Source organism: Leifsonia sp. PARNA 1/14, from assembly GCF_055720965.1.
The window spans coordinates 1-24,814 of record NZ_JBVQSP010000004.1; the positions used below are offsets into that span (position 1 = coordinate 1).

Annotated in this window: 22 protein-coding genes and 2 tRNA genes; 20 read left to right on the forward strand and 4 right to left on the reverse strand. The window is 68.8% G+C overall.

Annotated features, from left to right (window positions below; all coding sequences use genetic code 11):
* The 6 genes from AC0HS0_RS11655 to AC0HS0_RS11680 form a co-directional block, all read left to right on the forward strand.
* Positions 1-207: UDP binding domain-containing protein (locus AC0HS0_RS11655; RefSeq protein WP_472964188.1), on the forward strand; the 207-nt coding region annotated here is incomplete at its 5' end.
* Between the two features lie 87 nt (positions 208-294).
* Positions 295-2,163 (forward strand): DUF4012 domain-containing protein, encoded by a 1,869-nt coding sequence (locus tag AC0HS0_RS11660; RefSeq protein WP_472964189.1) that lies wholly within the window; start codon positions 295-297, stop codon positions 2,161-2,163.
* A 51-nt stretch (positions 2,164-2,214) separates the two neighbouring features.
* Complete coding sequence (locus AC0HS0_RS11665) at positions 2,215-2,760, forward strand: hypothetical protein (protein ID WP_472964190.1); 546 nt, start codon at positions 2,215-2,217, stop codon at positions 2,758-2,760.
* Positions 2,761-2,805: 45 nt separating this feature from the next.
* Positions 2,806-3,819 carry an LLM class flavin-dependent oxidoreductase gene (locus tag AC0HS0_RS11670; RefSeq protein WP_472964191.1) on the forward strand — a complete coding sequence of 338 codons (1,014 nt, stop codon included), beginning with the start codon at positions 2,806-2,808 and terminating at the stop codon, positions 3,817-3,819.
* A gap of 88 nt (positions 3,820-3,907) precedes the next feature.
* Positions 3,908-4,501 (forward strand): FMN reductase, encoded by a 594-nt coding sequence (msuE, locus tag AC0HS0_RS11675; protein WP_472964192.1) that lies wholly within the window; start codon positions 3,908-3,910, stop codon positions 4,499-4,501.
* A gap of 83 nt (positions 4,502-4,584) precedes the next feature.
* A tRNA-Pro gene (locus AC0HS0_RS11680) sits at positions 4,585-4,658 on the forward strand.
* Between the two features lie 82 nt (positions 4,659-4,740).
* Here AC0HS0_RS11680 and AC0HS0_RS11685 read toward each other — a convergent pair.
* The gene (locus AC0HS0_RS11685) at positions 4,741-5,724 is read right to left on the reverse strand and encodes a metallophosphoesterase (RefSeq protein WP_472964193.1); all 984 of its coding nucleotides are present in this window, start codon (positions 5,722-5,724) and stop codon (positions 4,741-4,743) included.
* Positions 5,724-8,270: a transglycosylase domain-containing protein gene (locus AC0HS0_RS11690; protein WP_472964194.1), complete on the reverse strand. Its 2,547-nt coding sequence runs from the start codon at positions 8,268-8,270 to the stop codon at positions 5,724-5,726. The genes AC0HS0_RS11685 and AC0HS0_RS11690 overlap by 1 nt, the downstream gene beginning before the upstream one ends.
* Before the next feature lie 82 nt (positions 8,271-8,352).
* Between AC0HS0_RS11690 and AC0HS0_RS11695 the strand changes: the two genes are divergently transcribed.
* Together AC0HS0_RS11695 and AC0HS0_RS11700 are read left to right on the forward strand one after the other, a co-directional pair.
* On the forward strand, positions 8,353-8,520 hold the full coding sequence (locus tag AC0HS0_RS11695) for a DUF4177 domain-containing protein (protein WP_472964195.1): 168 nt from the start codon (positions 8,353-8,355) through the stop codon (positions 8,518-8,520).
* Positions 8,520-8,990: a RidA family protein gene (locus tag AC0HS0_RS11700; protein WP_472964196.1), complete on the forward strand. Its 471-nt coding sequence runs from the start codon at positions 8,520-8,522 to the stop codon at positions 8,988-8,990. The genes AC0HS0_RS11695 and AC0HS0_RS11700 overlap by 1 nt, the downstream gene beginning before the upstream one ends.
* 96 nt (positions 8,991-9,086) lie before the next feature.
* On the opposite strand, the gene acs is transcribed toward AC0HS0_RS11700, so the two are convergent.
* Positions 9,087-11,036 (reverse strand): acetate--CoA ligase, encoded by a 1,950-nt coding sequence (acs, locus tag AC0HS0_RS11705; protein WP_472964197.1) that lies wholly within the window; start codon positions 11,034-11,036, stop codon positions 9,087-9,089.
* Between the two features lie 340 nt (positions 11,037-11,376).
* On the opposite strand from acs, the gene AC0HS0_RS11710 reads away from it, so the two are divergent.
* The 5 genes from AC0HS0_RS11710 (at position 11,377) to AC0HS0_RS11730 (ending at position 14,414) form a co-directional block, all read left to right on the forward strand.
* Complete coding sequence (locus AC0HS0_RS11710; RefSeq protein WP_472964198.1) at positions 11,377-12,369, forward strand: TadA family conjugal transfer-associated ATPase; 993 nt, start codon at positions 11,377-11,379, stop codon at positions 12,367-12,369.
* Positions 12,362-13,363 (forward strand): type II secretion system F family protein, encoded by a 1,002-nt coding sequence (locus AC0HS0_RS11715; protein ID WP_472964199.1) that lies wholly within the window; start codon positions 12,362-12,364, stop codon positions 13,361-13,363. The genes AC0HS0_RS11710 and AC0HS0_RS11715 overlap by 8 nt, the downstream gene beginning before the upstream one ends.
* 102 nt (positions 13,364-13,465) lie before the next feature.
* The gene (locus AC0HS0_RS11720) at positions 13,466-13,666 is read left to right on the forward strand and encodes a DUF4244 domain-containing protein (RefSeq protein ID WP_472964200.1); all 201 of its coding nucleotides are present in this window, start codon (positions 13,466-13,468) and stop codon (positions 13,664-13,666) included.
* A 26-nt stretch (positions 13,667-13,692) separates the two neighbouring features.
* Positions 13,693-14,037: a TadE family type IV pilus minor pilin gene (locus tag AC0HS0_RS11725; RefSeq protein WP_472964201.1), complete on the forward strand. Its 345-nt coding sequence runs from the start codon at positions 13,693-13,695 to the stop codon at positions 14,035-14,037.
* Positions 14,034-14,414, forward strand: coding sequence for an Rv3654c family TadE-like protein (locus AC0HS0_RS11730; RefSeq protein ID WP_472964202.1), 381 nt, complete (start codon positions 14,034-14,036; stop codon positions 14,412-14,414). The genes AC0HS0_RS11725 and AC0HS0_RS11730 overlap by 4 nt, the downstream gene beginning before the upstream one ends.
* Positions 14,415-14,426: 12 nt before the next feature.
* Here the strand turns inward: AC0HS0_RS11730 and AC0HS0_RS11735 are convergent, their stop codons facing one another.
* Positions 14,427-14,678, reverse strand: coding sequence for a hypothetical protein (locus AC0HS0_RS11735; protein ID WP_472964203.1), 252 nt, complete (start codon positions 14,676-14,678; stop codon positions 14,427-14,429).
* 238 nt (positions 14,679-14,916) lie between these two features.
* Here AC0HS0_RS11735 and topA point away from each other — a divergent pair, with 238 nt between their 5' ends.
* From topA to AC0HS0_RS11770, 7 genes are all read left to right on the forward strand, one after another.
* Entirely contained in the window at positions 14,917-17,742 is a 2,826-nt protein-coding gene (gene topA / locus AC0HS0_RS11740; protein ID WP_472964204.1) for a type I DNA topoisomerase, read from the forward strand.
* Positions 17,739-18,371, forward strand: a complete 633-nt coding sequence (tmk, locus tag AC0HS0_RS11745) for a dTMP kinase (protein WP_472964205.1) — start codon at positions 17,739-17,741, stop codon at positions 18,369-18,371. Before topA ends, tmk begins: the two co-directional genes overlap by 4 nt.
* A 74-nt stretch (positions 18,372-18,445) precedes the next feature.
* Positions 18,446-19,636 carry a DNA polymerase III subunit delta' gene (locus AC0HS0_RS11750; RefSeq protein WP_472964206.1) on the forward strand — a complete coding sequence of 397 codons (1,191 nt, stop codon included), beginning with the start codon at positions 18,446-18,448 and terminating at the stop codon, positions 19,634-19,636.
* On the forward strand, positions 19,633-21,189 hold the full coding sequence (locus tag AC0HS0_RS11755; RefSeq protein ID WP_472964207.1) for an alpha/beta hydrolase: 1,557 nt from the start codon (positions 19,633-19,635) through the stop codon (positions 21,187-21,189). Before AC0HS0_RS11750 ends, AC0HS0_RS11755 begins: the two co-directional genes overlap by 4 nt.
* 68 nt (positions 21,190-21,257) lie before the next feature.
* Entirely contained in the window at positions 21,258-21,953 is a 696-nt protein-coding gene (locus tag AC0HS0_RS11760; protein ID WP_472964208.1) for a TetR family transcriptional regulator, read from the forward strand.
* Positions 21,954-22,041: 88 nt separating this feature from the next.
* Positions 22,042-22,117 (forward strand) — tRNA-Thr (locus tag AC0HS0_RS11765).
* Positions 22,118-22,259: 142 nt separating this feature from the next.
* Positions 22,260-24,806 (forward strand): PKD domain-containing protein, encoded by a 2,547-nt coding sequence (locus AC0HS0_RS11770; protein ID WP_472964209.1) that lies wholly within the window; start codon positions 22,260-22,262, stop codon positions 24,804-24,806.
* Positions 24,807-24,814 lie beyond the last annotated feature (8 nt).

Genomic DNA, 24,814 nt, shown 5'->3' on the forward strand with positions numbered 1-24,814 from the left:
CAACTCACCTACGTCGACTCCGCCGCCGAAGCCGCCCACGGCGCGGACATCGTGGTCCTGATCACCGAATGGCCGCAATACACCGGCCTCGACCCCCACCACCTCGGCGACCTCGTCACCCACAAAGTCATCATCGACGGCCGCAACGCCCTCCACCCCGACACCTGGCGCACCGCCGGCTGGCGATTCCGCGGCCTCGGCCGCTGACCGACCGGCGCGGGCGGCGCCCTCGCCCTCCTTTGGGGGTCAGTTGGGGACTGGGGTTGAAACTGAGGATTTGTTACCTTTATCCTCATGGCGACCGGTCTCTCGCACGAAGAAGCGCCGCCGCGGCCAGCGGCACCGCCTCCTGAGCCGCGCCGCCGACGCCGTGGAGCCCTCGGGCTCACCCTGATCATCGTCGGGATCCTGCTGCTGTTCGCTGTCGCATGGATCGGCGCGCGTGCGTACCTGGCCCACCAGGAGCTCGCCGCGGCCGCACCTGACGTGCAGACCGTGCGTTCAGCGGTCGAGTCCGGCGACACCTCCCGTGCCGCCGCGGCCGCCGCCGACCTCCAGAAGCGCGCGCACCACGCGGCGTCGCTCACGAGCGATCCGGTGTGGCAGACGGCGGAGATCATCCCGTGGATCGGCCCCAACCTCGCGGCCGTGCGGACCGTCGCGGCGGCCACCGATACGCTCGCCACCGACGTGGTGCGTCCTCTGGTCTCCGTCGCGGGATCGGTGGATCCCCGCGACCTGAAGCTGTCGAACGGCAAGATCGACCTGAAGCCGCTGCTCACCGCCCAGCCGGTCGTGGAGAGGGCGCAGACCGCGTTCGAGACCGCGCAGCAGCAGCTGGCCTCCATCGACGACCGCAGTGTGATCGTGCCGATCGCGACGGCCGTCGACAAGATGCGCGGCGCGATGACGGCGGTCGCCCCCGACCTGGAGGCCGCGGGCAACACGGCCCGGCTGCTGCCGGGCATGCTCGGCGCCACGGGCCCTCGCTCTTACCTGATCGTGGCGCAGAACCCGGCCGAACTGCGGGCGACCGGAGGCCTCATCGGCTCGGTCGCGCTGGTCACGACCGACAAGGGCGCCATCGCGCTGACCTCGCAGGAGGCCGGCACCTCCATCGGCCCGTGGCCGGAGCCCGTGTTCGACGTGCCCGCCGCTACGACCGACCTCTACGGCCCGCTCGTCGGCCGCTATCTGCAGGACGTCAACTTCACGCCGGACTTCCCGCTCGCCGCCCGCACGGCGTCCGCGATGTGGGTGAAGACGCACGGCGGGGTCGTCGATGGTGTCATCACGGTCGATCCTGTCGTGCTGAGCACGCTGCTGCGCGCCACCGGCCCGGTGAAACTACCCTCGGGCGACGTGCTCACCTCGTCGAACGCGGTCTCGCTGCTGCTCAGCGGCATCTACGCCCGCTACCCGGACCAGCCGAGCCTCCAGGACACGTTCTTCTCCTCCGCGACGACCGCGCTTTTCAGCAAGATCGCGAGCGGGGCGGTCGACGGCAAGGCGCTCGCCTCCTCGCTCACCGCAGCCGGCTCATCCGACAGGCTCCGGATCTGGAGCTCCCGTCCGTCGGAGCAGTCCGTGCTGCAGTCGACGACGCTCGCGGGCAACCTGCCGGTGTCCGATCCGCAGACGACCGCGCTCGGCGTGTACTTCAACGACGCGACCGGCTCGAAGATGGACTATTACCTCCAGACATCGGTCTCGGCGGGGGCAGCCGTGTGCCGGCTGGATGACAAGATCACCTCGATCGTGCATGTCACGCTGAAGAACAACGCGCCCGCCGACGCGGCGAAGTCGCTGCCCGCCTACGTGACCGGCAACGGGTCGTACGGGGTGCCCGCGGGCCAGATCCGTACGCGCATCGCGTTCTACGGGCCGCAGAAGGGCCTGCTCGCCAGTGCGAAGAGCAACGGCGTCGACGTGAGGTCGATCGCCGGAACCGACGACGGTCGGCCGGTCGCGGTGGTGGAGGTCCAGCTGAAGCCGGGGGAGTCGACGTCCGTCGACGTCGAGTTCCTGGGCACGGTCCAGAAGGCGTCCGGGCTGACGGTAGCGGTCACGCCGACGTTGAAGGGGGACGGGACCACCCCCGATGTGGGGGCACGGACCGCCGTGGGAACCATTGCTGTCCCGTGCACAGCCAGCGTAAAGTGAGCATTAATCACTAACCCGACAGGTGGCCGGGTCGAGGGGAAGGCGAACCCGATGTTGAAGAAGATCCTGGCGGCGGCAGCCGTCACCGCAGCGCTGCTGCTCGCGGCACCTGCGGCCGCGAACGCAGTGGACTACCCGAGTGGGGCTCCCTGCACATTCGACGTGAGCACCACCCAGGCAGGCCACTCGGCCACGCTCACCTGCGTGCCGGGCACCTGGAGCGACGGTGAGACGATCACCTGGGTCGCCAGCGGCTCCGATGGTGCGAGCATCGTCATGGCGAGCTCGGTGACGTTCTCGAAGCAGGCCAACTCCGACGGAAGCGACGTCCTGCACGTCACGCTCCCGGCCGACGCGACCGGCAGCTACACCATCACCGGCACCGGAGGGACCAGTGGGCACGTCTGCTCCGCATCCCTGACGGTCGTTCCGGCCGATGCCTCCGCATCGACCATCAACGACCCGGGCAGCTCCGGCCTCGCCGACACCGGCTCCGTCATCGCGGAGTGGGCGATCTGGACGGGCGCCGGCCTCCTGGCCATCGGACTCGTGAGCGTCGCGGTGGCGGCGTGGATGCGCAAGGTCCGGTCGTCCTGACCTCGGTCTAGGAATGCAGGGAGGGCGACAGCGGTTGCCCTCCCTGTGACCACCGGCATCCCCCTCAACGTCCTCGACCTCGCCAGCAGACCCGCCGGCGGCAGCAACGCCGACGCCGTAGCCGGGACGATCCGCCTCGCACGAGAGGCGGAGCGTCTCGGCTACCGTCGTTTCTGGGTCGCCGAGCACCACGGCATGCCCGCGATCGCCTCCAGCGCCCCGGCCGTGCTCATCGCCGGCATCGCTGCGGCGACCGAGCGCATCCGTGTCGGGTCGGGGGGCGTGATGCTGCCCAACCACGCCCCCCTCGTGGTCGCCGAGCAGTTCGGCACCCTCCGCGCGCTCTACGGCGACCGCATCGACCTCGGCATCGGCCGGGCGCCCGGCACGGACGGCGCGACCGCCATGGCGCTTCGGCGGAGCGCGGAGGGCCTCGGCGTCGACGATTTCCCGCAGCAGCTTCTCGACCTGTTCGGCTTCTTCTACGGCGGCATGAGCGACGCGAACCCGCTGCACACCATCACGGCCGTGCCCGGCCTCGGCGACGCTCCGCAGGTGTGGCTGCTCGGCTCGAGCGGCTACAGCGCTCAGGTCGCCGCCGCTCTCGGCCTCCCGTTCGCCTTCGCCCACCACTTCGCCGGCGAGAACACCGAGGCCGCGCTCGACCTGTACCGGTCGCGGTTCGAGCCGGGGGAGCAGCTGAGCGAGCCGCACGCGATGATCGCGGTCAACGTGATCGCCGACGACGACCCCGCCCAGGTGCGTGCGCTCTCTCTGCCCGGGCAGCTCTCGTTCCTCCGGATGCGCCGCGGCCTCAAGCCGCAGCCGGTGAGCATGGAGGAGGCGCTCGCCTACGAGTTCAGCCCGGCGGAGGAGGAGTTCATCGCCGCCCGCAACGCTCGCCAGGCGATCGGCACGCCCGACCAGGTGAAGGCGCGCCTCGACTCGCTCATCGCCTCCACCGGTGTTGACGAGCTGATGGTGTCGTCGGGTGCTGCGACCGTGGAGGGCCGCATCCGGTCGTTGGAGGTCGTCGCGGAGCTGTACCCCGCTCCATGACGGCGCGTGACGGCCGCACGGGCGTTCGCCGACACCCGGGGGTAGCGTTGGGCCCACCCCGACCCCCCTCAGTGAAGGCGGTACCCGTATGGCACACGCACCCCACGTCGTCGGCGTGAGCGGCAGCCCGACCGCGCCCTCTCGCACGACCGTGCTCGTCGACGAAGTCACGCGTTCGTTCGCCGACGCGACCGGCGGCACCGCGACCACGATCGAGCTCGCGCCGCTGCTCGCCGAACTCGGGGCAGCTCCGTTCCGCAGCGGCCTGAGCGCGCGGGTGCAGGCGGCCCTGGAGACGGTCGAGTCGGCCGACGTGGTCGTGGTCGGCTCGCCGGCCTACCGGGCGACGTACACGGGCCTGTTCAAGCTCTTCTTCGACCACATCGGCCAGTACGCCCTCATCGACAAGCCGATCGTCCTCACCGCCACCGGCGGAAGCGACCGGCACGCCCTTCTCGTGGAGCACCAGATGCGGCCCCTCTTCGGCTTCTTCCAGTCCCTCACGCTCCCACTCGGCATCTACGCGAGCGAGTCCGACTTCAAGGACTACGCGATCACCTCCGACGACCTCCGCGAACGCATCAACACGGCGGTCTCGCGCACGCTCCCGCTCATCCGCTCGCACATCGACCCGGAGTCGATCTACGCGACGGTGGACTTCGCGCGGCCGGACGCGTTCTAGGGCGACCGGAGGGGTCCAGCCCGACCGCAGGTGGTCATTCGCACCCTCGCGCTCGTGTATCCTAGATGAGGCCTTCGGGCCACCGGGGTGTGGCGCAGCTTGGTAGCGCGCTTCGTTCGGGACGAAGAGGCCGCAGGTTCAAATCCTGTCACCCCGACCCAAAATAAGAGGGCCCGGTTCGCGCAGCGAGCCGGGCCCTCCTTCAATTCTGCTAGCGCTCACCCGAAGCGCGATGCGGGCTACTCCGACGCCGTCAACGTCACCAGCGTCGCCTCCGGCCGGCAGGCGAACCGCACCGGCGCGTAGATCGACGTGCCGAGACCCGCCGAGACGTTCAGATAGGCTGCCCGGAACGCATGCCGCCAGATGCTCAGGCCCTTGACCTGCTGGCGCGGGATATCGCAATTGGTGACCAGAGCACCGAATCCCGGCACGCAGACCTGGCCGCCGTGTGTGTGGCCGGCGAAGATCATCGACGCGCCGTAGGTGACGAAGGCGTCGAGCACCCGGCGGTACGGCGCGTGGACGACGCCCAGCGTGACCGTCGGGCGCTCGCTCCGTGGTGCGTCCTCCGGCCACATGGCGTCGTCGGAGTAGGGGTCGTCCTCGCGCAGCTCATCGAGCGCGCCGGGGATGGCCTCCAGCCGGTCGGCCTGGATGTGCGGGTCGTTCACACCGAAGAACTCGAGGTGCGTGCCGTTGATGTCTAGGGCGCCGGCGGCATTGTTGAGGTTCAGCCAGCCGAGGCTGTCGAAGTAGGCGGTGAGGGCCTTGTCGTCGAGGCGCGGAGCCGTCGTCGAATGGCGCTTCGACGGGCCCCGGAAGTACTTGAGCGGGTTCTTCAGCTGGGGGCCGTAGTAGTCGTTCGAGCCGTGCACGAACACCCCGGGAACGCCACGGAACGCGTCGAACGCGGCGCGGATGCCCTCCAGGCCGTTCTCGTGGCTGAGGTTGTCGCCGGTGTCGACGATCAAATCGGGCTGGAACCGCGCGAGCTCACGCACCCACTGCTGCTTGTCACGCTGCCACGGCGCCATGTGCAGGTCGGACAAGTGCAGCACCCGGATGGGAGCGGCTCCGGCCGGGAGCACCGGCACGCTCACCTCGCGCAGCGTGAACGCGCGGCGTTCGACGAGCGACCCGTACGCGAACGCGGCCGCACCCGTTCCGGCGAGCACCGCGAGGGCGGTGCCCACCGGACGGAAGCCCGACGAGCGCGGCACTAGCCGCCCGCTCCCGGACCGGGAGTCGGCGTGTTCTTCTGAAGAGTGAGCGTGACCTGGGTGCCGGCCTTCGCGGGCGTGCCCGCGCCCGGATCCATCGCCTGGACGATGTCGTTGGGTGAGGCGCCACCCCCGTTGACCTTCGCGCTGAACCCGGCAGCAGCCAGAGCCTGTTGCGCGTCGGAGAGCTTCTGCCCGACCACGTTCGGGATCGCGACGAGGGAGCCGTTGCTCGTGTACAGCGTCACGACCGTGCCCTTGCCGACGGACGAGCCCGCGGCCGGGTTGCTCGAAGCCACCGTGCCGGCGGGGGCCGCCGAGTCCTGCGGCCCTCCGTCGGTGCTGTCGAGACCGAGGCCCGTGAGGATGGACTTCGCCTCATCGGGCGATTTGCCGGCGAGATCGGGGATGGTGACCTGCGCACCCTGCACGAGCTTGCTGTTCGGCGAGGGGAAGGAGTCGCCGCCGTACTTGCCGACGGCCGCCGACATCATGGTGCGCTGCACAACCGTTCGGGCGCTCGCGGGGGAGGATCCGTGGGTCGGATAGGTCTTGCGCATGTCCTGATGGCCGGTCACGTTTCCGACCCAGTAAGCACCTGCGACCTTCGTCGTCGCGGCGACGAGCCACAGCTGCTCATTGCCGTCGGTCGTACCGGTCTTGGCCAGCATGTCCTTGCCGGTCGTGTTCATGCCCGAGGCGGTTCCACCGCCCTGCGTGACCTTCTGCATCGCGAAGGCCATGCCCGCCGCGATGGCCGGGTCGACGGACTGCTGGCACTTGGTCGCAGGAGGCTTGACCTCCTTGCCGCCGCCGTCGACGATCTTGTCGATGGCGATCGGCGAGCAGGTGACGCCGCCGTTGGCGATTCCCGCGAATGCGGTCGCCATGGTCAGCGGGGCGATCTCGTTGGTGCCGAGGACGCTCGCGGGATTGGTCCCCAATTCCTCGCCCTTCGCCGTGTGCACTCCGAAGGCCTGGGCGGTGTCGCGGATCTTGCACATGTCGAGCTGGGAGGCCATCGACACGAACGCGGTGTTGATGGAGAGCTGGGTCGCCTGGATGGCGCTGCGCGTGCCCTCCTCGCCGGAGCTGTCGTTCGTAGGCCAGCGGGCTCCCGTCGGGCCATAGGCGCCACCCGGGTAGCAGTAGCCCTTGAAGGTTCCGGACGGGTAGGTGCGAATGTTCGCGTTGACCGTCTCGTACAGCGAGTGGCCTTCCTTCAGCCACTCCGCCAGCGTGAACGTCTTGTACGTCGATCCCACCTGGAATCCGCCCGACCCGCCGAACTGGTAATCGGTCGCGTAGTTGATGCTCGTGTACTTCGGGCTGGTGTTCAGGACCTCGGGGTCCTGACTGTAGTCCTTGTTCTGCGCCATGTAGAGCACGCGGCCGGTGCCGGGCTGCACGCCGACCAACACGCCGCCGATGTCGAACTTGTACTCCTTCGGCACATACGAGTCGAGGGTGTCCGTCGCGACCTTCTGGAGGTCCATGTCGAGCGACGTGTAGATCTTGTAACCGCCGCGGTTGAAGTTGGCGGCCCTGGTGTCCTCGTCGGCGCCGAACGACTCGTCGTTGAGGATGATCTTCTGCACGTAATCGCAGAAGTACGCGGCCGAACCGGCCGTCTGGCATCCGCGGAGGGACGGCGTGATGACAGGCGTGATCGGGGTCTTGATCGCCTCGTCGTACTGCGCCTTGGTCAGCTTTTTGTACTCGTACATCTTGCCGAGGATGTAGTCACGCCGGTCTTTGTTCTTGGCGTAGCCGTTGGCTGCGCCGTTCGCGGTCGACGCAGGGTTGTCGATCTTGAGGCCGGTCGGTTCGTTGACGATCGCGACGAGGCTCGCCGCCTGTGCAGGAGTCAGCGCCGCGGCCGTGACGTTGTAGTAGTAGCGGGCAGCGGCCTCGATGCCGTAGACCGAGCCGCCGAAGCCGGCGATGTTGAGGTAGCCCTCGAGGATCTGGTCCTTGGTGTACTTCTTCTCGAGGCCGATGGCGTACTTCATCTCTTTGACCTTGCGGTCGGGAGTGACGCCGGTCGAGTCGTCGACGCAGCTCTGGTACTTGGCCTTCTGCTCCTTGGTCTTGACCGGCATGGCCTCGCACTTCTGCAGCAGTACGTTCTTGACGTACTGCTGGGTGATCGAGGAGCCGCCCTGCACGCCGCCGCCGGAGACGGTCGACAGGACACCGCGCACGGTGCCCTGGATGTCGACGCCGCCGTGGCTGTAGAACCGAGGGTCCTCGCCGGCGATCGCGGCGTCTTTGGCCGCCTGCGACATCTGGTCGAAGCCGACCGGGAGGCGGTTCTGGGAGTAGAAGGTCGCGAGCGCGACGTCGGAGCCGTCGGACGCCTTCGCGTAGATGGTGGTCGGCTGGGCGAGCTGGCCGATCTGGAGGTACTCCGGAAGGCCTTCGAACACGCCGATGCCGTTGTTGGCGGCCATGCCGGTCACGGCGATGGCGGGGGTGACGGCAGCGGTGACCAGAAGACCGGCCACGGCACTCATGCCGACGAAAGCGCCGACAGCTCCGAGCACACCTCTAGCCTGTGGTTTTTGCGCAGACATAGGATCAGAGTAGGCGATGAACCTGATAAACCCCCCGAATGAAAAGAGCACCATGCTGCGCTGGGAATACCTTACGACTCCTCTCATGATCCATAACACCGCCGCCATCCTGAACAACTGGGGCTCGGAAGGGTGGGAACTGGTGCAGGTCGTGACCGGTCCGGAGGGCGGCCTGGTCGCCTACCTCAAGCGCCCGGTGCAGAGCGAGGAGACCGCCTGATGGCCGCGATCGAAGCGCGCCTCGCAGAGCTCGGCATCGACCTCCCCGCCGTCGTGCCTCCGGTCGCCGCCTACACGCCCGCCGTCGTCGACGCGGGGCGCGTGTATACCTCCGGCCAGCTTCCGATGGTCTCCGGCGCCCTCCCCGCGACCGGCAAGGTCGGCAACGGTGACGGTCTCGTGCAGCCGGACGACGCCAAGGAGTACGCACGCATCTGCGCGCTCAACGCGCTCGCAGCGGTCAAGAGCGTGATCGGCTCGCTCGACCGGGTGACGCGCGTCGTGAAGGTCGTCGGCTTCGTCTCGTCCGACCCGTCGTTCACCGGTCAGCCGGGTGTCATCAACGGCGCCTCCGAGGTGCTCGGCGACATCTTCGGCGACGCCGGAGTACACGCTCGCTCCGCGGTCGGCGTCGCGGTGCTCCCGCTCGACGCGCCTGTCGAGGTCGAGCTCATCGTCGCCTACGAGTAGGCCTCCGGGATCAGGCCCGAGAACCGGAGAACCGTCGCGAATCGAGTGGATTCGCGACGGTTCTGTGCTGGGCGGGAGCCTCTCTGAGGCGACTCGCTAGGTGAGCTTGGCCTGGATGGAGCTCATCACGGCCGTGTCGGCGAGGGTGGTCGTGTCGCCGACCTCGCGGCCTTCGGCGACGTCCTTGAGCAGGCGCCGCATGATCTTGCCGGATCGGGTCTTCGGCAGCTCGGTGACGATGAAGATGTCACGCGGGCGCGCGATGGCGCCGATCTGCTCCGCGACGTGCTTGCGCAGCTCCGCTGCGACGTCGATCGACTCCGCCGTCTCGAGCTGGTTCTGCTTGATGATCACGAACGCGACGACGGCCTGGCCGGTCGTCTCGTCGGCGGCGCCCACGACCGCGGCCTCCGCCGTGAGCGGGTGCGCGACCAGCGCCGATTCGATCTCCGCGGTCGAGAGGCGGTGGCCGGAGACGTTCATGACGTCGTCGACGCGACCCAGCAGCCAGATCTCGCCGTCCGTGTCGTAGCGTGCACCATCGCCGGCGAAGTACTTGTCGCCGAACTTCGACCAGTATGTCTCGACGAAACGGTCGGGGTCGCCCCAGATGCCGCGCAGCATGCTGGGCCACGGCTCGGTGACGACCAGCAGGCCGCCCTGGTCCTTGCCGACCGGGACGCCCGCCTCATCGAGGATGTCGATGGAGATTCCGGGCAGCGGTACCTGCGCGCTGCCGGGCTTGAGGGTCGTCACGCCGGGCAGGGCGGAGACCATGATGGCGCCGGTCTCGGTCTGCCACCAGGTGTCCACGATCGGGGTGCCGCCTCCGCCGATGACGTCGCGGTACCACATCCACGCCTCAGGGTTGATCGGCTCGCCCACCGACCCGAGCACGCGGAGGCTCGACAGGTCGAACTTCTGCGGGTGCTGACGGCCGATCTTCATGAACGAACGGATGGCGGTCGGCGCCGTGTAGAAGATCGAGACCTTGTACTTCTCGATGATCTCCCACCAGCGACCCGGGTGCGGCGTCTCGGGCGTGCCTTCGTAGAGCACCTGGGTGGCGCCGTTGGCGAGCGGCCCGTAGACGACGTAGGTGTGGCCGGTGATCCAGCCCACATCCGCGCTGCACCAGTAGACGTCCGACTCGGGGTGGAGGTCGAAGACGTTCTTGTGCGTGAAAGCGGCCTGGGTGACGTAGCCGCCGGACGTGTGCAGGATCCCCTTCGGCTTACCCGTCGTGCCTGACGTATAGAGGATGAACAGCGGGTTCTCCGCGGGGAACGCCTTGGCGACGTGATCGGCGTCCACGAGTGCGATCTCGTCCTGCCACCACAGGTCGCGGCCCTCGGTCCACGCCACCTCGTTCTCGCCCCGCTTGACCACGAGCACGTGCTCGACGGTGGACTCGCCGTTCGCGAGGGCGGCGTCCACCGCGTCCTTCAGCGGGAAGACGCGGCCCTTGCGCCAGCCGCCGTCGGCGGTGATGACGAGCTTGGCCTCGGCGTCGTCGATGCGCGACCGGAGGCTCTCCGCGCTGAACCCGCCGAAGACCACCGAGTGCACGGCGCCGATTCGCGCCACCGCGAGCATGGCGATGACGGCCTCCGGGATCATCGGCAGGTAGATCGCGACGCGGTCACCTGCCTGAATGCCCAGGCTGGTGAGCAGGTTGGCGGCCTTCTTCACCTCGGCGGTGAGCTCCGCGTACGTGATTAAGCGGGAGTCGCCGGGCTCGCCCTCCCAGTGGATCGCGACCCGGTCGCCGTTGCCGGCGAGCACGTGCCTGTCGAGGCAGTTGTAGGCGACGTTGAGCTCGCCGTCGTCGAACCACTTCGCGAACGGTGGGTTCGACCAGTCGAGCGTGCGGGTGAACGGCGTGTGCCAGTGCACGAGGTCGCGGGACTGATCGGCCCAGAACGCGAGCCGGTCGGCCGCTGCGCGCTCGTAGAGGTCAGCCGTCGCGATCGCGTTCGCGGCGAACTCCTCGGTGGGCGCGAACCGCCGGGATTCGTGGAGCAGGTTGTCGATTGTGTTGCTCATGGGGAGTCTTTTCGCTCCTTTGCGATGCGGATGTTCGAGTCGTGGCGCGACAATGCCTGACTCTACAACGTGCCGGTGACGGCCTCCGATCAGACTTGCGTTTGCATTGATTGTGCGTAAACTAGTCAGCGGCCGAATGATAATTCTGGCGTGCGGCGCAATCGATTCCCCCCAATCCTGCGCCGCAGTGGCCGCACCTGTTCCCCCCAATAGGTGCGGCCCCCCTTTTTTAACCGGCGGTAGGTGTTGTTTCTCCACCTCCGGGGGTGGATGAGTGGATCTCTCCACAGATTCGGGTGATCGGTGTCCGGGCCGACGCTGTTCTTCGTAGCGTCGGCACATGACGATCTCGACCGCTCCTCCAGCGCTGCCGCGACCAGGTGCAACCGCACGCGACGAACCGGGGCCGTGGGAGACGTTCGGCCCCTTGACGCCTTATCTGATGCGCGAGGGCGTCACCGACGTCTTTCTCACTGGCGACGGGGCGCTGTGGTCCGATGGCGGTCCGCGCGGCCTGCATCGAGTCGACGGCTGGCGCGCGAATGCGCAGGAGGCTCGACGCCTTGCTACGCGGCTGATCGCCAGCGGCGGCCGGCACCTCGACGAAGCGACGCCCTTCGCCGACGTCCGGCTCGCGGGAGGGGTGCGTGTGCACGCGGTCCTCGCCCCGATCTCCACGTCGGGTGCCGTGATCTCGATCCGGGTGCCGTCCGCCGTCGCGCTCGGGATCGACGACCTGGTACGCGCCGGGTCGGTGACGTCCGCCGACGCGGAACGACTGCGCGAGGCGGTAGCCGCGCGCACCAACATCCTCGTCACCGGTGCGGGCGGAGCAGGCAAGACCACACTTCTGGGCGCGATCCTGGCGCAGGCGCCGCCCCGCGAGCGGATCGTGCTCATCGAAGACGTCGCGGAGCTCCGCATCCCGCATCCGCATGTGGTGGGGCTGCAGACCCGCCAGCCGAACCTGGAGGGCGCGGGAGGTGTGGGGCTGCGCCGGCTGGTGCGCGAAGCGCTTCGAATGCGGCCCGACCGACTCGTCCTCGGCGAGTGCCGAGGTGAGGAGGTCGTCGACCTTCTCGCCGCGCTGAACACGGGTCACGACGGCGGCGCAGGAACGCTGCACGCCAATTCGCTCGCCGACGTGCCGGCGCGAATGGAGGCGCTCGGCGCGCTGGCAGGGATGACCGAGATCGCCATCGCACGGCAGGCGCTCTCCGCCATCGGCCTCATCATCCACGTCGAGAGAGCGGGCGAGCGTCGCAGGATCAGCGGGTTCGGGCGCTTCACCGCGACGGCCCAAGGGCGGCTCGGGGTGGTCGGCGATGCCTGAGGCGGCGGTTCGCGGTGTAGCCGGCGACGACCTCCTTGCCCGGTCGGTCGAGGCGCTGGCGGTGCTCCTCGATGCGGGCATCTCCCCGGTCTCGGTCTGGACCTACCTCGCCGAGGACGCCGAGCATCCTGCGCTGCGAGGCGCGGCGGAACGGATCGCCGCCGGATTGCCGCCGTCGGAGGCGCTCGCCGACGCGGCGCGGCGGCGACAGACAGGACATAAAGAGGGAGAGCCGGCGAGATCGGTGCGGGGGAGAGTAGGGAACAGGGCGTCGGACGGGCTCGATCACGGCATGGCCTCGGTGGCGGCGGCATGGATCGTCGCGGAGCATGCCGGAGCGGCGCTGGCGCCGGCGTTGCGCGGCGCGGCGACCGCCTTACGCGATCGGGCCGAGACGGCGCGCGATGTCGGCACCTCCCTCGCCGGGCCGCGAGCGACGGCACGGCTGATGGCCTGGTTGCCGCTGGTCGGCGTCGTCATGGCGTACACCATCGGTGTCGATGTCGTGGGGGCGCTGGTGGGCGGCCCTCTCGGGTGGGGCGCGGCCGGTGTCGGCGTCTTTCTGATGCTGGCGGGTCGCGCCTGGACGGCCCGACTCGTCCGCACGGCAGCGCGAGCCGGCCCTGTCGCGGGCGCGGAACCCGAGTCGATGGCGATCGCCCTGGCCGGCGGGATGTCGCCTGGGCACGCGAGGCTGCTGATCGCCGAGACTCGAGAACGTCTCGGACTGCGCATTGATGAGGACGGCGGGCGTGCCGTCGATCGCGTTCTCCGCGTCGCAGAACGGGCGGGCGCGCCGGCCATCGAGTTGCTGTCCGCCGAGGCGCGGCAGCAACGCCGCATCGCGAGAGCGAACGGCCGCACGCGGGCCGAGCTCCTCGCGGTCCGTCTTCTGCTCCCGTTGGGGCTGTGCGTGTTGCCGGCATTCGTGTTGCTCGGGGTCGTCCCCGTCATCCTCGCGATGATGTCCTCCACATTTACGGGGCTGATGTGAGCTGTCCACAGATTCGCCCGCGAACGCCCGATCGGCGGCGGCGCGGGGCACGATCGGAAGCGGGCCACGAAGCCTCGTGGCACAGATGGAAGAGGGGAAAACATGGGCGAGATCGGTTGTGAGCCGCGGTCATTGTTCCAGCGACTGCGCTGGGAGGATCGCGGAGCAAGCACTGCGGAGTACGCCGTCACGACGATGGCGGCGGTGGGATTCGCGGGCGCGCTGCTGATGCTGCTGCGCGGCGACGAGGTCCGGTCGGTGCTCGCAGATCTGGTGCGTCGGGCGCTGACCGTCGATGGCTGAGGGAGGAGGTCGTGCATGAGAGGGCGATGGAGGTCGCGACGTCCGCGAGGAGCCGGGAGCGCGGCAGCGTGACAGCGGAGTTCGCCACCGCACTGCCCGCGGTGGTCCTATGCCTGGGGTTGTGCGTCGGCGCGGTGCAGGCTGCGGGGCAGCAGGCGCGGCTACTCGATCACGCCTCAGCGGCCGCGCGGCTGATCGGACGCGGCGATCCGCCTCCTGAGCCGCCCGTGGGAGCGTCGCGGACGGTCGGCTTCGAGGGTGCATTGGTGTGCGTCACGCTCTCCGCTCCGAGCGGCGCCGCAGGGCTGGGGGCGCTTGGCGTGACTGCGTCGGCGCGGTCGTGCGTCCTCGACGATGCGGGGCGGGAATGAGCCGGGCGCCGTCCCGCCACGGGCTGATGGCGTCGGGCAGCTCCGCGGATCGCGGCTCGGGAACCGTCTTGGCGCTGATGACGGTCGCCGTCGTCGCCGCAGTGACGACGATGGTGATGCTCGTCAGCGGAGCGTGGACGGCGCGGCACAGCGCGGCCGTCGCCGCAGATGCCGCAGCACTGGCTGCCGCAGACGTCGCCGTCGGTCGGGTCGACGGGGAACCGTGCAGCCGGGCGGAACTCGTGGCACGAGCCAACGGAGCCGCGATCTCAGAATGCGCCGTCACGGGCGTCGTGGCGCGAGTCACCGCCGTGGTGCCGTACGCGGGATGGCAGGCGTCGGTCGCCGCTCGTGCAGGCCCGCCCGGCACCCCGTGATGGATGACTTGCTCAGTCGAACACGGTCTCCACGTAACGGTAGGCCACGGCGCTCGGGAGCGAGGCGCTCGGGTCGTCCGAGGCGTACTCCGTCTCGGAGGCCGAGCCGCGCACGTACAGGTAGTGCTTGCCGCCGGACGGAGCAGCCAATTCCAGTCGCGGCCGGGGGTCGCCGGAGTCGAGGAAGGACGTGGAGATGGTCTTGCCCTCCAGGGGACCGTCGATGAGCTTGGCGGTGTACGTCGTCATTGATGTCGTTGCCATGACGCCATTGTCCTCCCGGTCTCCACACCGCAACAGGGCCGGCCATCCGTGGAGGTGCGCCTGCGGCGAACGCCCGTGTCGACCCGGGAGGCGATTAGGCACACAACCGGCCTAGGTGTGTATGGTTTGCCTGTTGGGCCGCACGGCTCACGCTCGCCGCTCTCTGTGCGGCGCTCGGGGGAGCGATTTCGGGCCGGCGAGGTCCGTCTGAACACAGCAGCTATATAAGAGGAGTCAAGTGCCTGGCACGAAGAAGCTCGTCATCGTCGAGTCGCCGAACAAGGTGAAGTCCATCGCCCAGTACCTGGGCGAAGGCTACGAGGTGATGGCATCCGTCGGCCACATCCGCGACCTGATCGAGCCCAAGAACCTGCCTCCCGAGCTGAAGAAGGGGTCGCTCGGCAAGTTCTCGGTCGACGTCGAGAACCAGTTCGCGCCGTACTACGTGGTGTCCGACCAGAAGAAGAAGACGGTCGCCGACCTGAAGCGCGCGCTCAAAGACGCCGACGAGCTCCTACTCGCGACGGATGAAGACCGCGAGGGAGAGGCCATCGCCTGGCACCTGGTCGAGGTCCTCAAGCCGAAGGTACCGGTCAAGCGCATGGTGTTCCACGAGATCACCAAGGAGGCGATCGAGAAGGCGCGTGACAACACGCGCGAGATCGACACCGCCCTCGTCGACGCACAGGAGACCCGCCGAATCCTCGACCGTCTGTACGGCTACGAGGTGTCGCCGGTGCTGTGGCGCAAGGTCGGCCCCGGGCTGTCCGCCGGTCGAGTCCAGTCCGCTGCGACCCGCCTCGTCGTCGACCGCGAGCGCGAGCGCCTCGCGTTCGTCGCCGCCTCCTACTGGGGACTCACCGCGCAGCTCGCCCCCGAAGAGGCTGCGGCATTCGAGGCCCGTCTCGCCCGCTTGAACGGCGAGCGGGTGGCGACCGGACGAGACTTCGACGACCACGGCCGTCTGACCTCCGGTGCCACCACGCTCGACGAATCCGCAGCACAGGCGCTCGCCGACGCGGTGCGCCTGTCGAGCACGACCGTGACGGTCGCGAAGGTCGACTCCAAGCCCTACTCCCGCCGCCCCGCGGCGCCGTTCACCACGTCCACGATGCAGCAGGAGGCGGCGCGCAAGCTGCGCTTCTCTGCCCGGCAGACGATGAGCGTCGCCCAGACGCTCTATGAGAACGGGTACATCACGTATATGCGCACCGACTCCGCGTCGCTGTCGCAGCAGGCGACCAACGCGGCGCGCGCCCAGGCGGCGAAGCTGTACGGCGCCGAGACGGTGCCCGAGAAGCCGCGCGTCTACGCGTCCAAGAGCAAGAACGCCCAGGAGGCCCACGAGGCGATCCGGCCCGCCGGTGAGGTCTTCCGCACCCCGGCGGAGCTGGAGAAGTCCCTCCGCGGACCCGAGTTCCGTCTGTACGACCTCATCTGGAAGCGCACGGTCGCCTCGCAGATGGCCGACGCCAAGGGCCAGACTGCGTCTGTGACGGTCGAAGCGAAGATCACGGAAGGCTCGCTCGACGGCACCGTCGCCGAGTTCACCGCGAGCGGAACCGTCATCACCTTCCGCGGCTTCCTCAACGCCTACGAAGAGGGCCGTGACGAGGAGCGGAACGCCGACGCCGGAGGCGACGCCAAGCTGCCGCCACTGACGCAGGGCCAGGCGCTCGCCGTCGAGGACGTCACCGCCGACGGTCACGAGACCACGCCGCCGCCGCGCTACACCGAGGCCAGCCTGGTGAAGACGCTGGAAGAACTCGGCATCGGGCGCCCCTCGACCTTCGCGAGCATCATCTCCACGATCATCGATCGCGGATACGTCACGCAGCGCGGTCAGGCGCTGGTCCCCAGCTGGGTCGCGTTCTCGGTGGTCCGGTTGCTGGAGGACTATTTCGCCGATCTGGTGCAGTACGACTTCACCGCCGAGATGGAGGACGACCTCGACCGCATCGCCGACGGCGAGGCCGAGCGAGTCGACTGGCTCAACAGCTTCTATTTCGGAAGCGACAAGCACAAGGGCCTTCGCCGCGTCATCGACAACCTCGGTGAGATCGACGCGCGCAGCATCAACTCGATCGCGATCGACGACGGCGTGACGCTGCGCATCGGCAAGTACGGGCCATACCTGGAGGTCCAGAAGGAGGGCGCGGCGGAGGACGCCACGCCCCGCCGTGTCAACCTGCCGCCGGAGCTCGCTCCCGATGAGCTGACACCCGCCAAGGCGAAGGAACTCATCGAGGCGCCGGTGCAGACCGATCGTGTTCTGGGCTCCGACCCCGCGACCGGCAAGCTCGTGCTCGCCAAGGACGGCCGATTCGGTCCCTACGTGACCGAGGCCGACCCGGAGGATGAGCCTGCGGTCGACCCGCAGACCGGTGAGGTCGTCGAGGTCAAGAAGACCGCCAAGAAGACCGCGGCCAAGCCGCGCACGGCGTCCCTGTTCAAGTCGATGGACCTCTCGACGATCGATCTCGACACCGCGCTGCGTCTGCTGGACCTGCCACGCACCGTCGGCGCCGACCCCGAGAGCGGCGCCGAGATCCAGGCCGCGAATGGCCGATACGGGCCGTACCTCAAGAAGGGAACTGACACGCGGTCGCTGCCGACCGAGGACGACATCTTCGGGATCGACCTCGCCGGCGCGCTCGAGCTCTTCGCGCAGCCGAAGTACGGCAACCGCCGCGCCTCCAGTGCGCTCAAGGAATTCGACGCCGATCCGGTAAGCGACAAGCCGATCAAGATCAAGGACGGCCGGTTCGGCGCCTACGTGACCGACGGTGAGACCAACGCCACCATCCCGCGCGGAGAGACCGTGGACGAGGTCGACTTCGACCGCGCAGTGCAGCTGCTCGCGGACAAGCGGGCCAAGGGCCCGGCCAAGAAGCCGGCGGCGAAGCGCACCACCACGCGCTCGACGACAGCCAAGACGACGACAGCCAAGACGACGGCAGCCAAGACGACGGCAGCCAAGACGACGGCAGCCAAGACGACGAAGGCTGCGGCCAAGCCCAAGACGACGTCGACGCGCGCCGCCGCGAAGAAGACCGCCGAGTGACCGAAAAGGCGCGGCCCGGTCTGTTCATCACGCTCGAGGGCGGCGACGGTGTCGGCAAGTCGACCCAGGCCGCACTGCTCGAGCAGTGGTTGGGAGGCCGCGGCCGAACGGTGGTGCGCACGCGGGAGCCGGGCGGCACCGACGCGGGGGTGGAGATCCGCGAGATCGTGCTGCACCACCGCGGCGACATCGCACCGCGGGCGGAGGCGCTGCTCTACGCCGCCGACCGCGCACACCACGTCGCGACCGTCGTGCGACCTGCGCTGGAACGAGGCGACGTGGTGCTGCAGGACCGCTACATCGACTCGTCGGTCGCCTACCAGGGCGCCGGCCGCGTCCTCGACGCCGACCAGGTGCGCGAGCTGTCGCTCTGGGCGGCGGAGGGCCTCCTCCCCGACCTGACGATCCTGCTCGACCTCGACGAGACGTCGGCGCGCGCACGCCTCGACACCGCGCGCACCCGCTACGACCGGCTGGAGGCCGAGCGGTCCGACTTCCACGCCCGCGTGCGCGCGGCCTACCTCGCACTCGCCGAGGCGGAGCCCGAACGGTTCCTGGTGGTCGACGCGTCGCAGCCCGTGGACGACATAGCGGCCGACATCCGCCGCCGCCTCGAGGACCGGGTCTGACACCCGCGTCCGCGGCCCACGGCGCCAGTCCCGCCGCAGACGAGTTGTCCGCCGTGGCCGCTAGCCTGGAGCACATGGCGGTGTGGGACGACCTGACGGGTCAGGACGACGCGATCGCCGTCGTCCGCGCCGCCGCCGAGTCGGCCACCGCGTCCGGCCCGGCTGCCGCCGCCGCGCGCGGTATGACGCACTCCTGGCTCATCACCGGCCCTCCCGGTTCGGGCAGGTCCAACCTCGCCTACGCCTTCGCGACCGCTTTGCTCAGCCCGGGAACGCCGGACGGCGACCGCGCGACCCAGCGCCAGGTGGAGGCACGCACGCACCCCGACCTCGCCGTCCTCAGCACCGAACGCGTCATCATCTCGATCGAAGAAGTGCGGTCCCTCGTCTCCAGCTCGCAATTCGCACCGTCGGTCGGCCGATACCGGGTGATGGTCATCGAAGACGCCGACCGCATGACGGAGCGCACCTCCAACGTCCTCCTGAAGGCCCTCGAGGAGCCGCCGGAGCGCACCGTGTGGATCCTCTGCGCCCCCAGCGACGCCGACCTGTTGCCGACCATCCGCTCCCGTGTGCGCACCGTGCGGCTCAAGGTCCCCGACGTCGCCGACGTGGCTCGGCTGATCGAGCGCCGCGACGGCGTCGAACGCGCGGTCGCCGAGCGCGCCGCCCGGCACGCGCAGAGCCACATCGGCATGGCGCACCGGCTCGCCACGAACGACGAGGCCCGCCGCCGCCGCGATCAGACCCTCGCGCTCGCGCTGAGCATCCGCTCGGTCTCCGACGCCGTCCAGGCCGCCGCGACGCTGCTGGAGGTCGCGGGCGCCGACGCGAAGGCGATCACGGAGGAGCGCGACGCGGAGGAGCGCGAGCACGCCCTGCGCTCGCTCGGCATCGAGCCGGGGGGCGCCATCCCGCCGGCGCTCCGCGGCCAGCTCCGGCAACTCGAGGAGGACCAGAAGCGGCGGGCGACCCGCAGCCTCCGCGATGGCATCGACCGCATCCTCACCGATCTGCTCTCCCTGTACCGCGATGTGATGATGCTCCAGCTCGGCAGCGAGAGCGAGCTCGTCAACATCGAGCTCCAGGGCCGCCTGTCCGCTCTCAGCGCGCACACGACTCCTGCCGCTACGCTCGCCGCGATGGATGCGATCGCGACCGCCCGTGAGCGGATCGACGGCAACGTCGCACCCGCCCTGGCTCTGGAGGCCATGCTCATCACCATCCTTCGCGGCGGCGCCGCGCGAAAGGGGACCGACCTGTGACCACCCGACTGAGCCGTCCGGCTCGCCGGCGGGCCGCTCGCACCGTCTTCGTCGCGATCGTGGCGGTCGCCGCACTGATGCTGACGGGTTGCGTCACGTGGTTCCTGCCGGCGAAGACGTCGAGCACCTCCACCCCTGCGCCCGAGAAGGTCGCGGCCGCGCTCACGCCCTTCTACTCCCAGAAGCTCGTCTGGAGCGAGTGCGCGCAGGGCAAGCAGTGCACCACGGCCAAAGCGCCGCTGGACTGGAACGACCCCTCGGCAGGCGAGGTGAAACTGGCCCTCATCCGTCAGCAGGCCACGGGCAGCAAGCAGGGGTCGCTGCTGGTGAACCCCGGCGGCCCTGGAGGCTCGGGCTACGACTTCGTCAAGGACTCGGTGAATTACGCCACCGACAAGACCCTCCAGAACCACTTCGACGTCGTCGGGTTCGACCCTCGCGGAGTCAGCCGCTCGACGGCGGTGAAGTGCTACGACGCCGCGCAGATGGACAACTACCTCTACGGCATCACACCCGGTCAGCGCGGCTCCGACGCATGGATCGCGAGCAACGTCACGCAGTCGAAGGACTTCGGCTCCGCCTGCGCGAAGAACACCGGGGCGCTGCTCGACCACGTCGACACGGTGAGCGCGGCACGCGACCTCGACCTGCTGCGCGCTGTGCTCGGCGACAAGAAGCTCAACTACCTCGGCTACTCCTACGGCACCTACCTCGGCGCCGTGTACGCCGGCCTGTACCCGGGCAAGACGGGCAGGCTGGTGCTCGACGGGGCGCTCGACCCGGCCGCCAGCAACTTCGACATCACCAAGGTGCAGGCCCAAGGCTTCGAGAGCGCGCTGCGCGCCTACCTCAAGAACTGCCTCACGAAGAAAGACTGCCCGTTCAGCGGCACGGTCGAGGACGGGATGACGACGATCTCGCAACTGCTCGCCGCTGTGGAGGCCAGCCCGATCCGCAACTCCGACGGCCGCGAGCTGGGCGCCAACACGCTGATGACGGCGATCATCTATCCGCTGTACGACGCGACCGCCTGGTCGTACCTGAGCAGCATGTTCGCCGACGTCATGAAGGGCAGCGCGCGGATCGCGTTCACCCTCGCGGACGGCTACAACAGCCGCAACAGCGACGGCACGTACAGCGACAACTCCACCGAGGCGTTCATGGCGATCAACTGCCTCGACTACCACTACGACGACGACCCTGCGACGATGCGCACGCAGGCTCAGGAGCTCGCCAAGGCCGCGCCGGTGATCGGGCCCTACATGGCCTACGGCGAGATCGGCTGCGCGAATTGGCCGTACAAGACGACGGTGCAGCGGGGGCCGATCAGCGCGGCCGGATCCGCGCCCATCCTCGTCGTGGGAACCACCAACGACCCGGCGACACCGTACGTGTGGGCGAAGAACATGGCGTCGGAGCTCGAGAACGGGCACCTCCTCACGTACAAGGGCGAAGGCCACACCGCCTACAACAAGTCCAATTCGTGCGTGAACGGAGCGGTCGACTCGTTCCTCGTCGACGGCACGATTCCGCCGAAGGGCAAGACCTGCTGAGCACCGACTCACGTTCAAGCTCCGTCCGGTGAGTGGTGCAATTTTGCAGACGGTGAAATAATCGACTCGTGACTGTGGCGACCGGGACGACGGACGGCGAGCTGGGCCTGCGTGAGCGCAAGCGCATCGCGACCAGACGTGCCATCCAGCTGGCAGCGCTCGAGCTCGCGAGCGAGCGCGGCTTCGACAGGGTGACCGTCGACGAGATCAGCCACGCCGCCAATGTTTCGCCGCGCACGTTCTTCAACTACTTCCCCTCCAAAGAATCGGCGATCATCGGCGAGCTGCCCGAACTGCCCGACGAAGAGAGCATCGAGCGTTTCATCGGCGCCGGACCGGCAGAGCCCATCCTCGACGGGATGGGCAAGCTGCTCATCGCGGCGATCGAGACAGGCGACCTCGACGGTGACCTGGAGGGCGGGCTCCCTGCCGAGACCGGTGCCAGCGCGAAGGAGCTGCACGTGCTGCGTCGCTCGCTGCTGAAGGACAACCCCGAGCTGTTCGCGCAGCGGATGGCCAGCATGCACAAGTTCGAGGACGCCTTGAGCGCGGTCGTGCAGCGCCGTCTCGCCCACGACGACCCGCAGCTCGCCGAAGACGTGGAGGCGCTGCACCAGCGTGCGCGTCTCGTCACGTATGTCGCGTTCGCAGGAATGCGGCACGCGTGGTCGTGCTGGGCAGACCACGGCGGCGTCGAGCCGCTCGCCGAACGGCTCCGGAGCTCGTTCGCGCAGCTGCAGGCGCTCGGCGCGCAGCAGGCCTGAGCGACCGGGACCGCTGGTCGCTGTGGTCGAGAGCACCCTCCCGGATCGGGTAAGCTATCTGACTGTGCCCGGGCGCGAGTCCGGCCACGCCGCCCTAGCTCAGTCGGCAGAGCATCTCACTCGTAATGAGAAGGTCAAGGGTTCGATTCCCTTGGGCGGCTCCAGCTGATCGTCCCTCCGTCGTCCTCGAGACTTCGACTCCCTCTTCGAAGACGCCACGGTTTCCGTGCGTCCGCAGCCCACTCGGCGTAGACTGGCCCTCGTTTTGAGGATTATTCAGTTTGGCCTGGGGCTGTCATGGATGCAATGTCGAAGTCCGGCCGGGCGCGTGTGCTCGGCATGCTCACCGCGGTGGCGAGCGCGCTGCTGCTGATCGGGGGAGGGCTGGGCATCGGCGGCGCCGCATCCGCCGATACCATGCCCGTCGATCCGACGAATCCGGCGACGCCTCCGACCGTCGGCGGCAGCAACCTGCCTACCACCCAGATGGACGGCGTCGCGTGGGCGCAAGCGGTCGTCGGGAACACCGTGTACGTCGCGGGCAAGTTCACGGCGGCTCGGCCCTCCGGTTCGCCTGCGGGTTCGAATACCACCTCGCGAAGCAACTTCCTCGCGTACAACATCACGACGGGCGCCCTGATCACCAGTATCAACGTGCCGCTGAACGCACAGGCTCTGGCCGTCGCGGCATCGCCCGACGGATCGCGTGTCTACCTCGCCGGTGACTTCACCACCGCCGGAGGCTCCACCTACTACCGGATCGTCGCCATCAGCACGGCCACCGGCCAGATCATCAGTTCGTTCCGTCCGGCCATGGCGAGCCAGGTGCGGGCGCTGGCAGCGACGAACACGGCACTGTACGCCGGCGGCACTTTCACCAGCGTCAACGGAACGGCCACCGGCTACATCGCCAAGATCAACCCGTCCAACGGGTCGCTGGACACGTCGTGGAAAGGCTCGGCAGACTACGTCGTCGATGCGCTCGCGGTCAGCCCCGACGGCACCCGCGTCTACGCCGGGGGCCGGTTCCAGAACATGAACGGCACCGCCAACTACGGCCTCGCGATGCTCGACGGCACGACAGGTGCGGTCCTGCCGTTCCCGACGAACAAGATCGTCCGCGACGCCGGGGTCAACGCCGGGATCACCGACCTCGTCGCGACAGCTGACCGGGTCTACGGTTCGGGCTACGTGTTCGGCTCCGGGGGCAACTTCGAGGGCTCCTTCTCGTCTGACGCGGTCACCGGAGCGCTGGTCTGGATGGAGGACTGCCACGGCGACACCTACTCGGTCATGCCGATCGGCAACGTGCTTTACGCGACCGGCCATGCGCACATGTGCAGCAACGTCGGCGGGTTCCCCGAGACCAATCCGCGCACCTACCATCACCTGCTCGCCTTCTCGAAAGCCGTGACGGGCAAGCTGACGAACGACGGCAACAGGTCGTACTTCAACTTCTCCGGTCAGCCGTCGCCGAACCCGCTGGTCTACTACCCGGACTTCGACACGGGTTCGTTCACCGGCCAGGGCCAGGCGGTCTGGAGCCTCTCCGGCAACGGCAACTACCTCGTCGCTGGAGGCGAGTTCCCGACCGTGAACGGCAAGGCGCAGTACGGTCTCACCCGGTTCGCGATGGACAGCGTCTCGCGCAGCACGATGGGGCCGAACAACAACACCGCGCTGACGCCGACGGCGACCTCGAGCACGAGCGGACAGGCGAGGATCGCGTGGACGTCGACGTACGACAAGGACAACTTCCAATTGACCTACGCGCTCTCGCGCGACGGCAACACGGCGAGCCCGGTCTACACCACGACCAAGAGCAACAACTTCTGGAACACATCGGCGATGAGCTTCACCGACACCGGTCTGGTGCCCGGCAGCGCGCACACGTACTCCCTCAGGGTCACCGACCCGGACGGCAACACGATCTCGCGCACCGGCAACCAGGTGGTGATCGCGGGAGGGGGCCCGAACCAGCCGCCGGTCGCATCCTTCACCGTCGGGCAGAACGGGCTGACGATCAGTGTCGACGGCACAGCCTCCAGCGACCCCAACGGCACGATCGCGTCGTACGCCTGGAACTTCGGCGACGGCAAGACCGCGACCGGCGCGACGGCGAGCCACGCCTACGCGGCGGCCGGCACGTACACCGTGACGCTGACGGTGACCGATAACCAGGGCGCCACGAACTCGGCGTCGAAGTCCGTGACCGTCACCGCCAACTCCGGCAGCACGATCGCCCAGGACACGTTCCAGCGGACGGTGAGCGGAGGCTGGGGCAGCGCACAGACCGGAGGCGCGTGGACGGGCTCGGGGAGCGGGACGCAGTACTCCGTGAACGGGACGGGCAACATCGCCGACGCGGCCGGCACGACCGCGACGGAGCTGCTGAAGTCGGTCTCGTCCAGCCGCACCGACACGACGGTCACCCTCACCACCGACATCGCGCCGACCGGAGGCGGAGCCTTCTTCTCGGCGGTCGGCCGGCAGGTCGGCTCGGTGGCCTATGAGGGGCGGGCGTGGATCAGCGCGAGCGGCGCCGTGCAGGTGCAGCTGCTGCAGAGCGGCACGACCATCCAATCGGCCGTGGTCGGCGGCGTGACCTACACGCCCGGGATGCAGCTGAACCTGCGGGTGCAGGTCTTCGGCACCTCGCCGACGACGATCCAGGCGAAGCTCTGGCCGGCGACACAGGCCCAGCCCGCGAACTGGCAGGTCAGCACCACCGACTCCACGGCCGCACTGCAGGCCGCGGGCAACGTGGGACTGAAGGCGTACCTGTCGGGCGCGGCCAGCCCGTCGCCCGTGACCGTGAAGTTCGCGAACTACGGGGTGGTCGCCGTTCCGTGACGTGGATG

Bases quoted from the DNA above. Each gene is read 5' to 3' on its own strand.
- AC0HS0_RS11660 (WP_472964189.1), top strand. From the start codon at position 295: ATGGCGACCGGTCTCTCGCACGAAGAAGCGCCGCCGCGGCCAGCGGCA.
- AC0HS0_RS11665 (WP_472964190.1), top strand. From the start codon at position 2,215: ATGTTGAAGAAGATCCTGGCGGCGGCAGCCGTCACCGCAGCGCTGCTG.
- msuE (WP_472964192.1), top strand. From the start codon at position 3,908: ATGGCACACGCACCCCACGTCGTCGGCGTGAGCGGCAGCCCGACCGCG.
- AC0HS0_RS11695 (WP_472964195.1), top strand. From the start codon at position 8,353: ATGCTGCGCTGGGAATACCTTACGACTCCTCTCATGATCCATAACACC.
- AC0HS0_RS11700 (WP_472964196.1), top strand. From the start codon at position 8,520: ATGGCCGCGATCGAAGCGCGCCTCGCAGAGCTCGGCATCGACCTCCCC.
- acs (WP_472964197.1), bottom strand. From the start codon at position 11,036: ATGAGCAACACAATCGACAACCTGCTCCACGAATCCCGGCGGTTCGCG.
- AC0HS0_RS11710 (WP_472964198.1), top strand. From the start codon at position 11,377: ATGACGATCTCGACCGCTCCTCCAGCGCTGCCGCGACCAGGTGCAACC.
- AC0HS0_RS11715 (WP_472964199.1), top strand. From the start codon at position 12,362: ATGCCTGAGGCGGCGGTTCGCGGTGTAGCCGGCGACGACCTCCTTGCC.
- AC0HS0_RS11720 (WP_472964200.1), top strand. From the start codon at position 13,466: ATGGGCGAGATCGGTTGTGAGCCGCGGTCATTGTTCCAGCGACTGCGC.
- AC0HS0_RS11725 (WP_472964201.1), top strand. From the start codon at position 13,693: ATGGAGGTCGCGACGTCCGCGAGGAGCCGGGAGCGCGGCAGCGTGACA.
- AC0HS0_RS11730 (WP_472964202.1), top strand. From the start codon at position 14,034: ATGAGCCGGGCGCCGTCCCGCCACGGGCTGATGGCGTCGGGCAGCTCC.
- AC0HS0_RS11735 (WP_472964203.1), bottom strand. From the start codon at position 14,678: ATGGCAACGACATCAATGACGACGTACACCGCCAAGCTCATCGACGGT.
- AC0HS0_RS11750 (WP_472964206.1), top strand. From the start codon at position 18,446: ATGGCGGTGTGGGACGACCTGACGGGTCAGGACGACGCGATCGCCGTC.
- AC0HS0_RS11770 (WP_472964209.1), top strand. From the start codon at position 22,260: ATGTCGAAGTCCGGCCGGGCGCGTGTGCTCGGCATGCTCACCGCGGTG.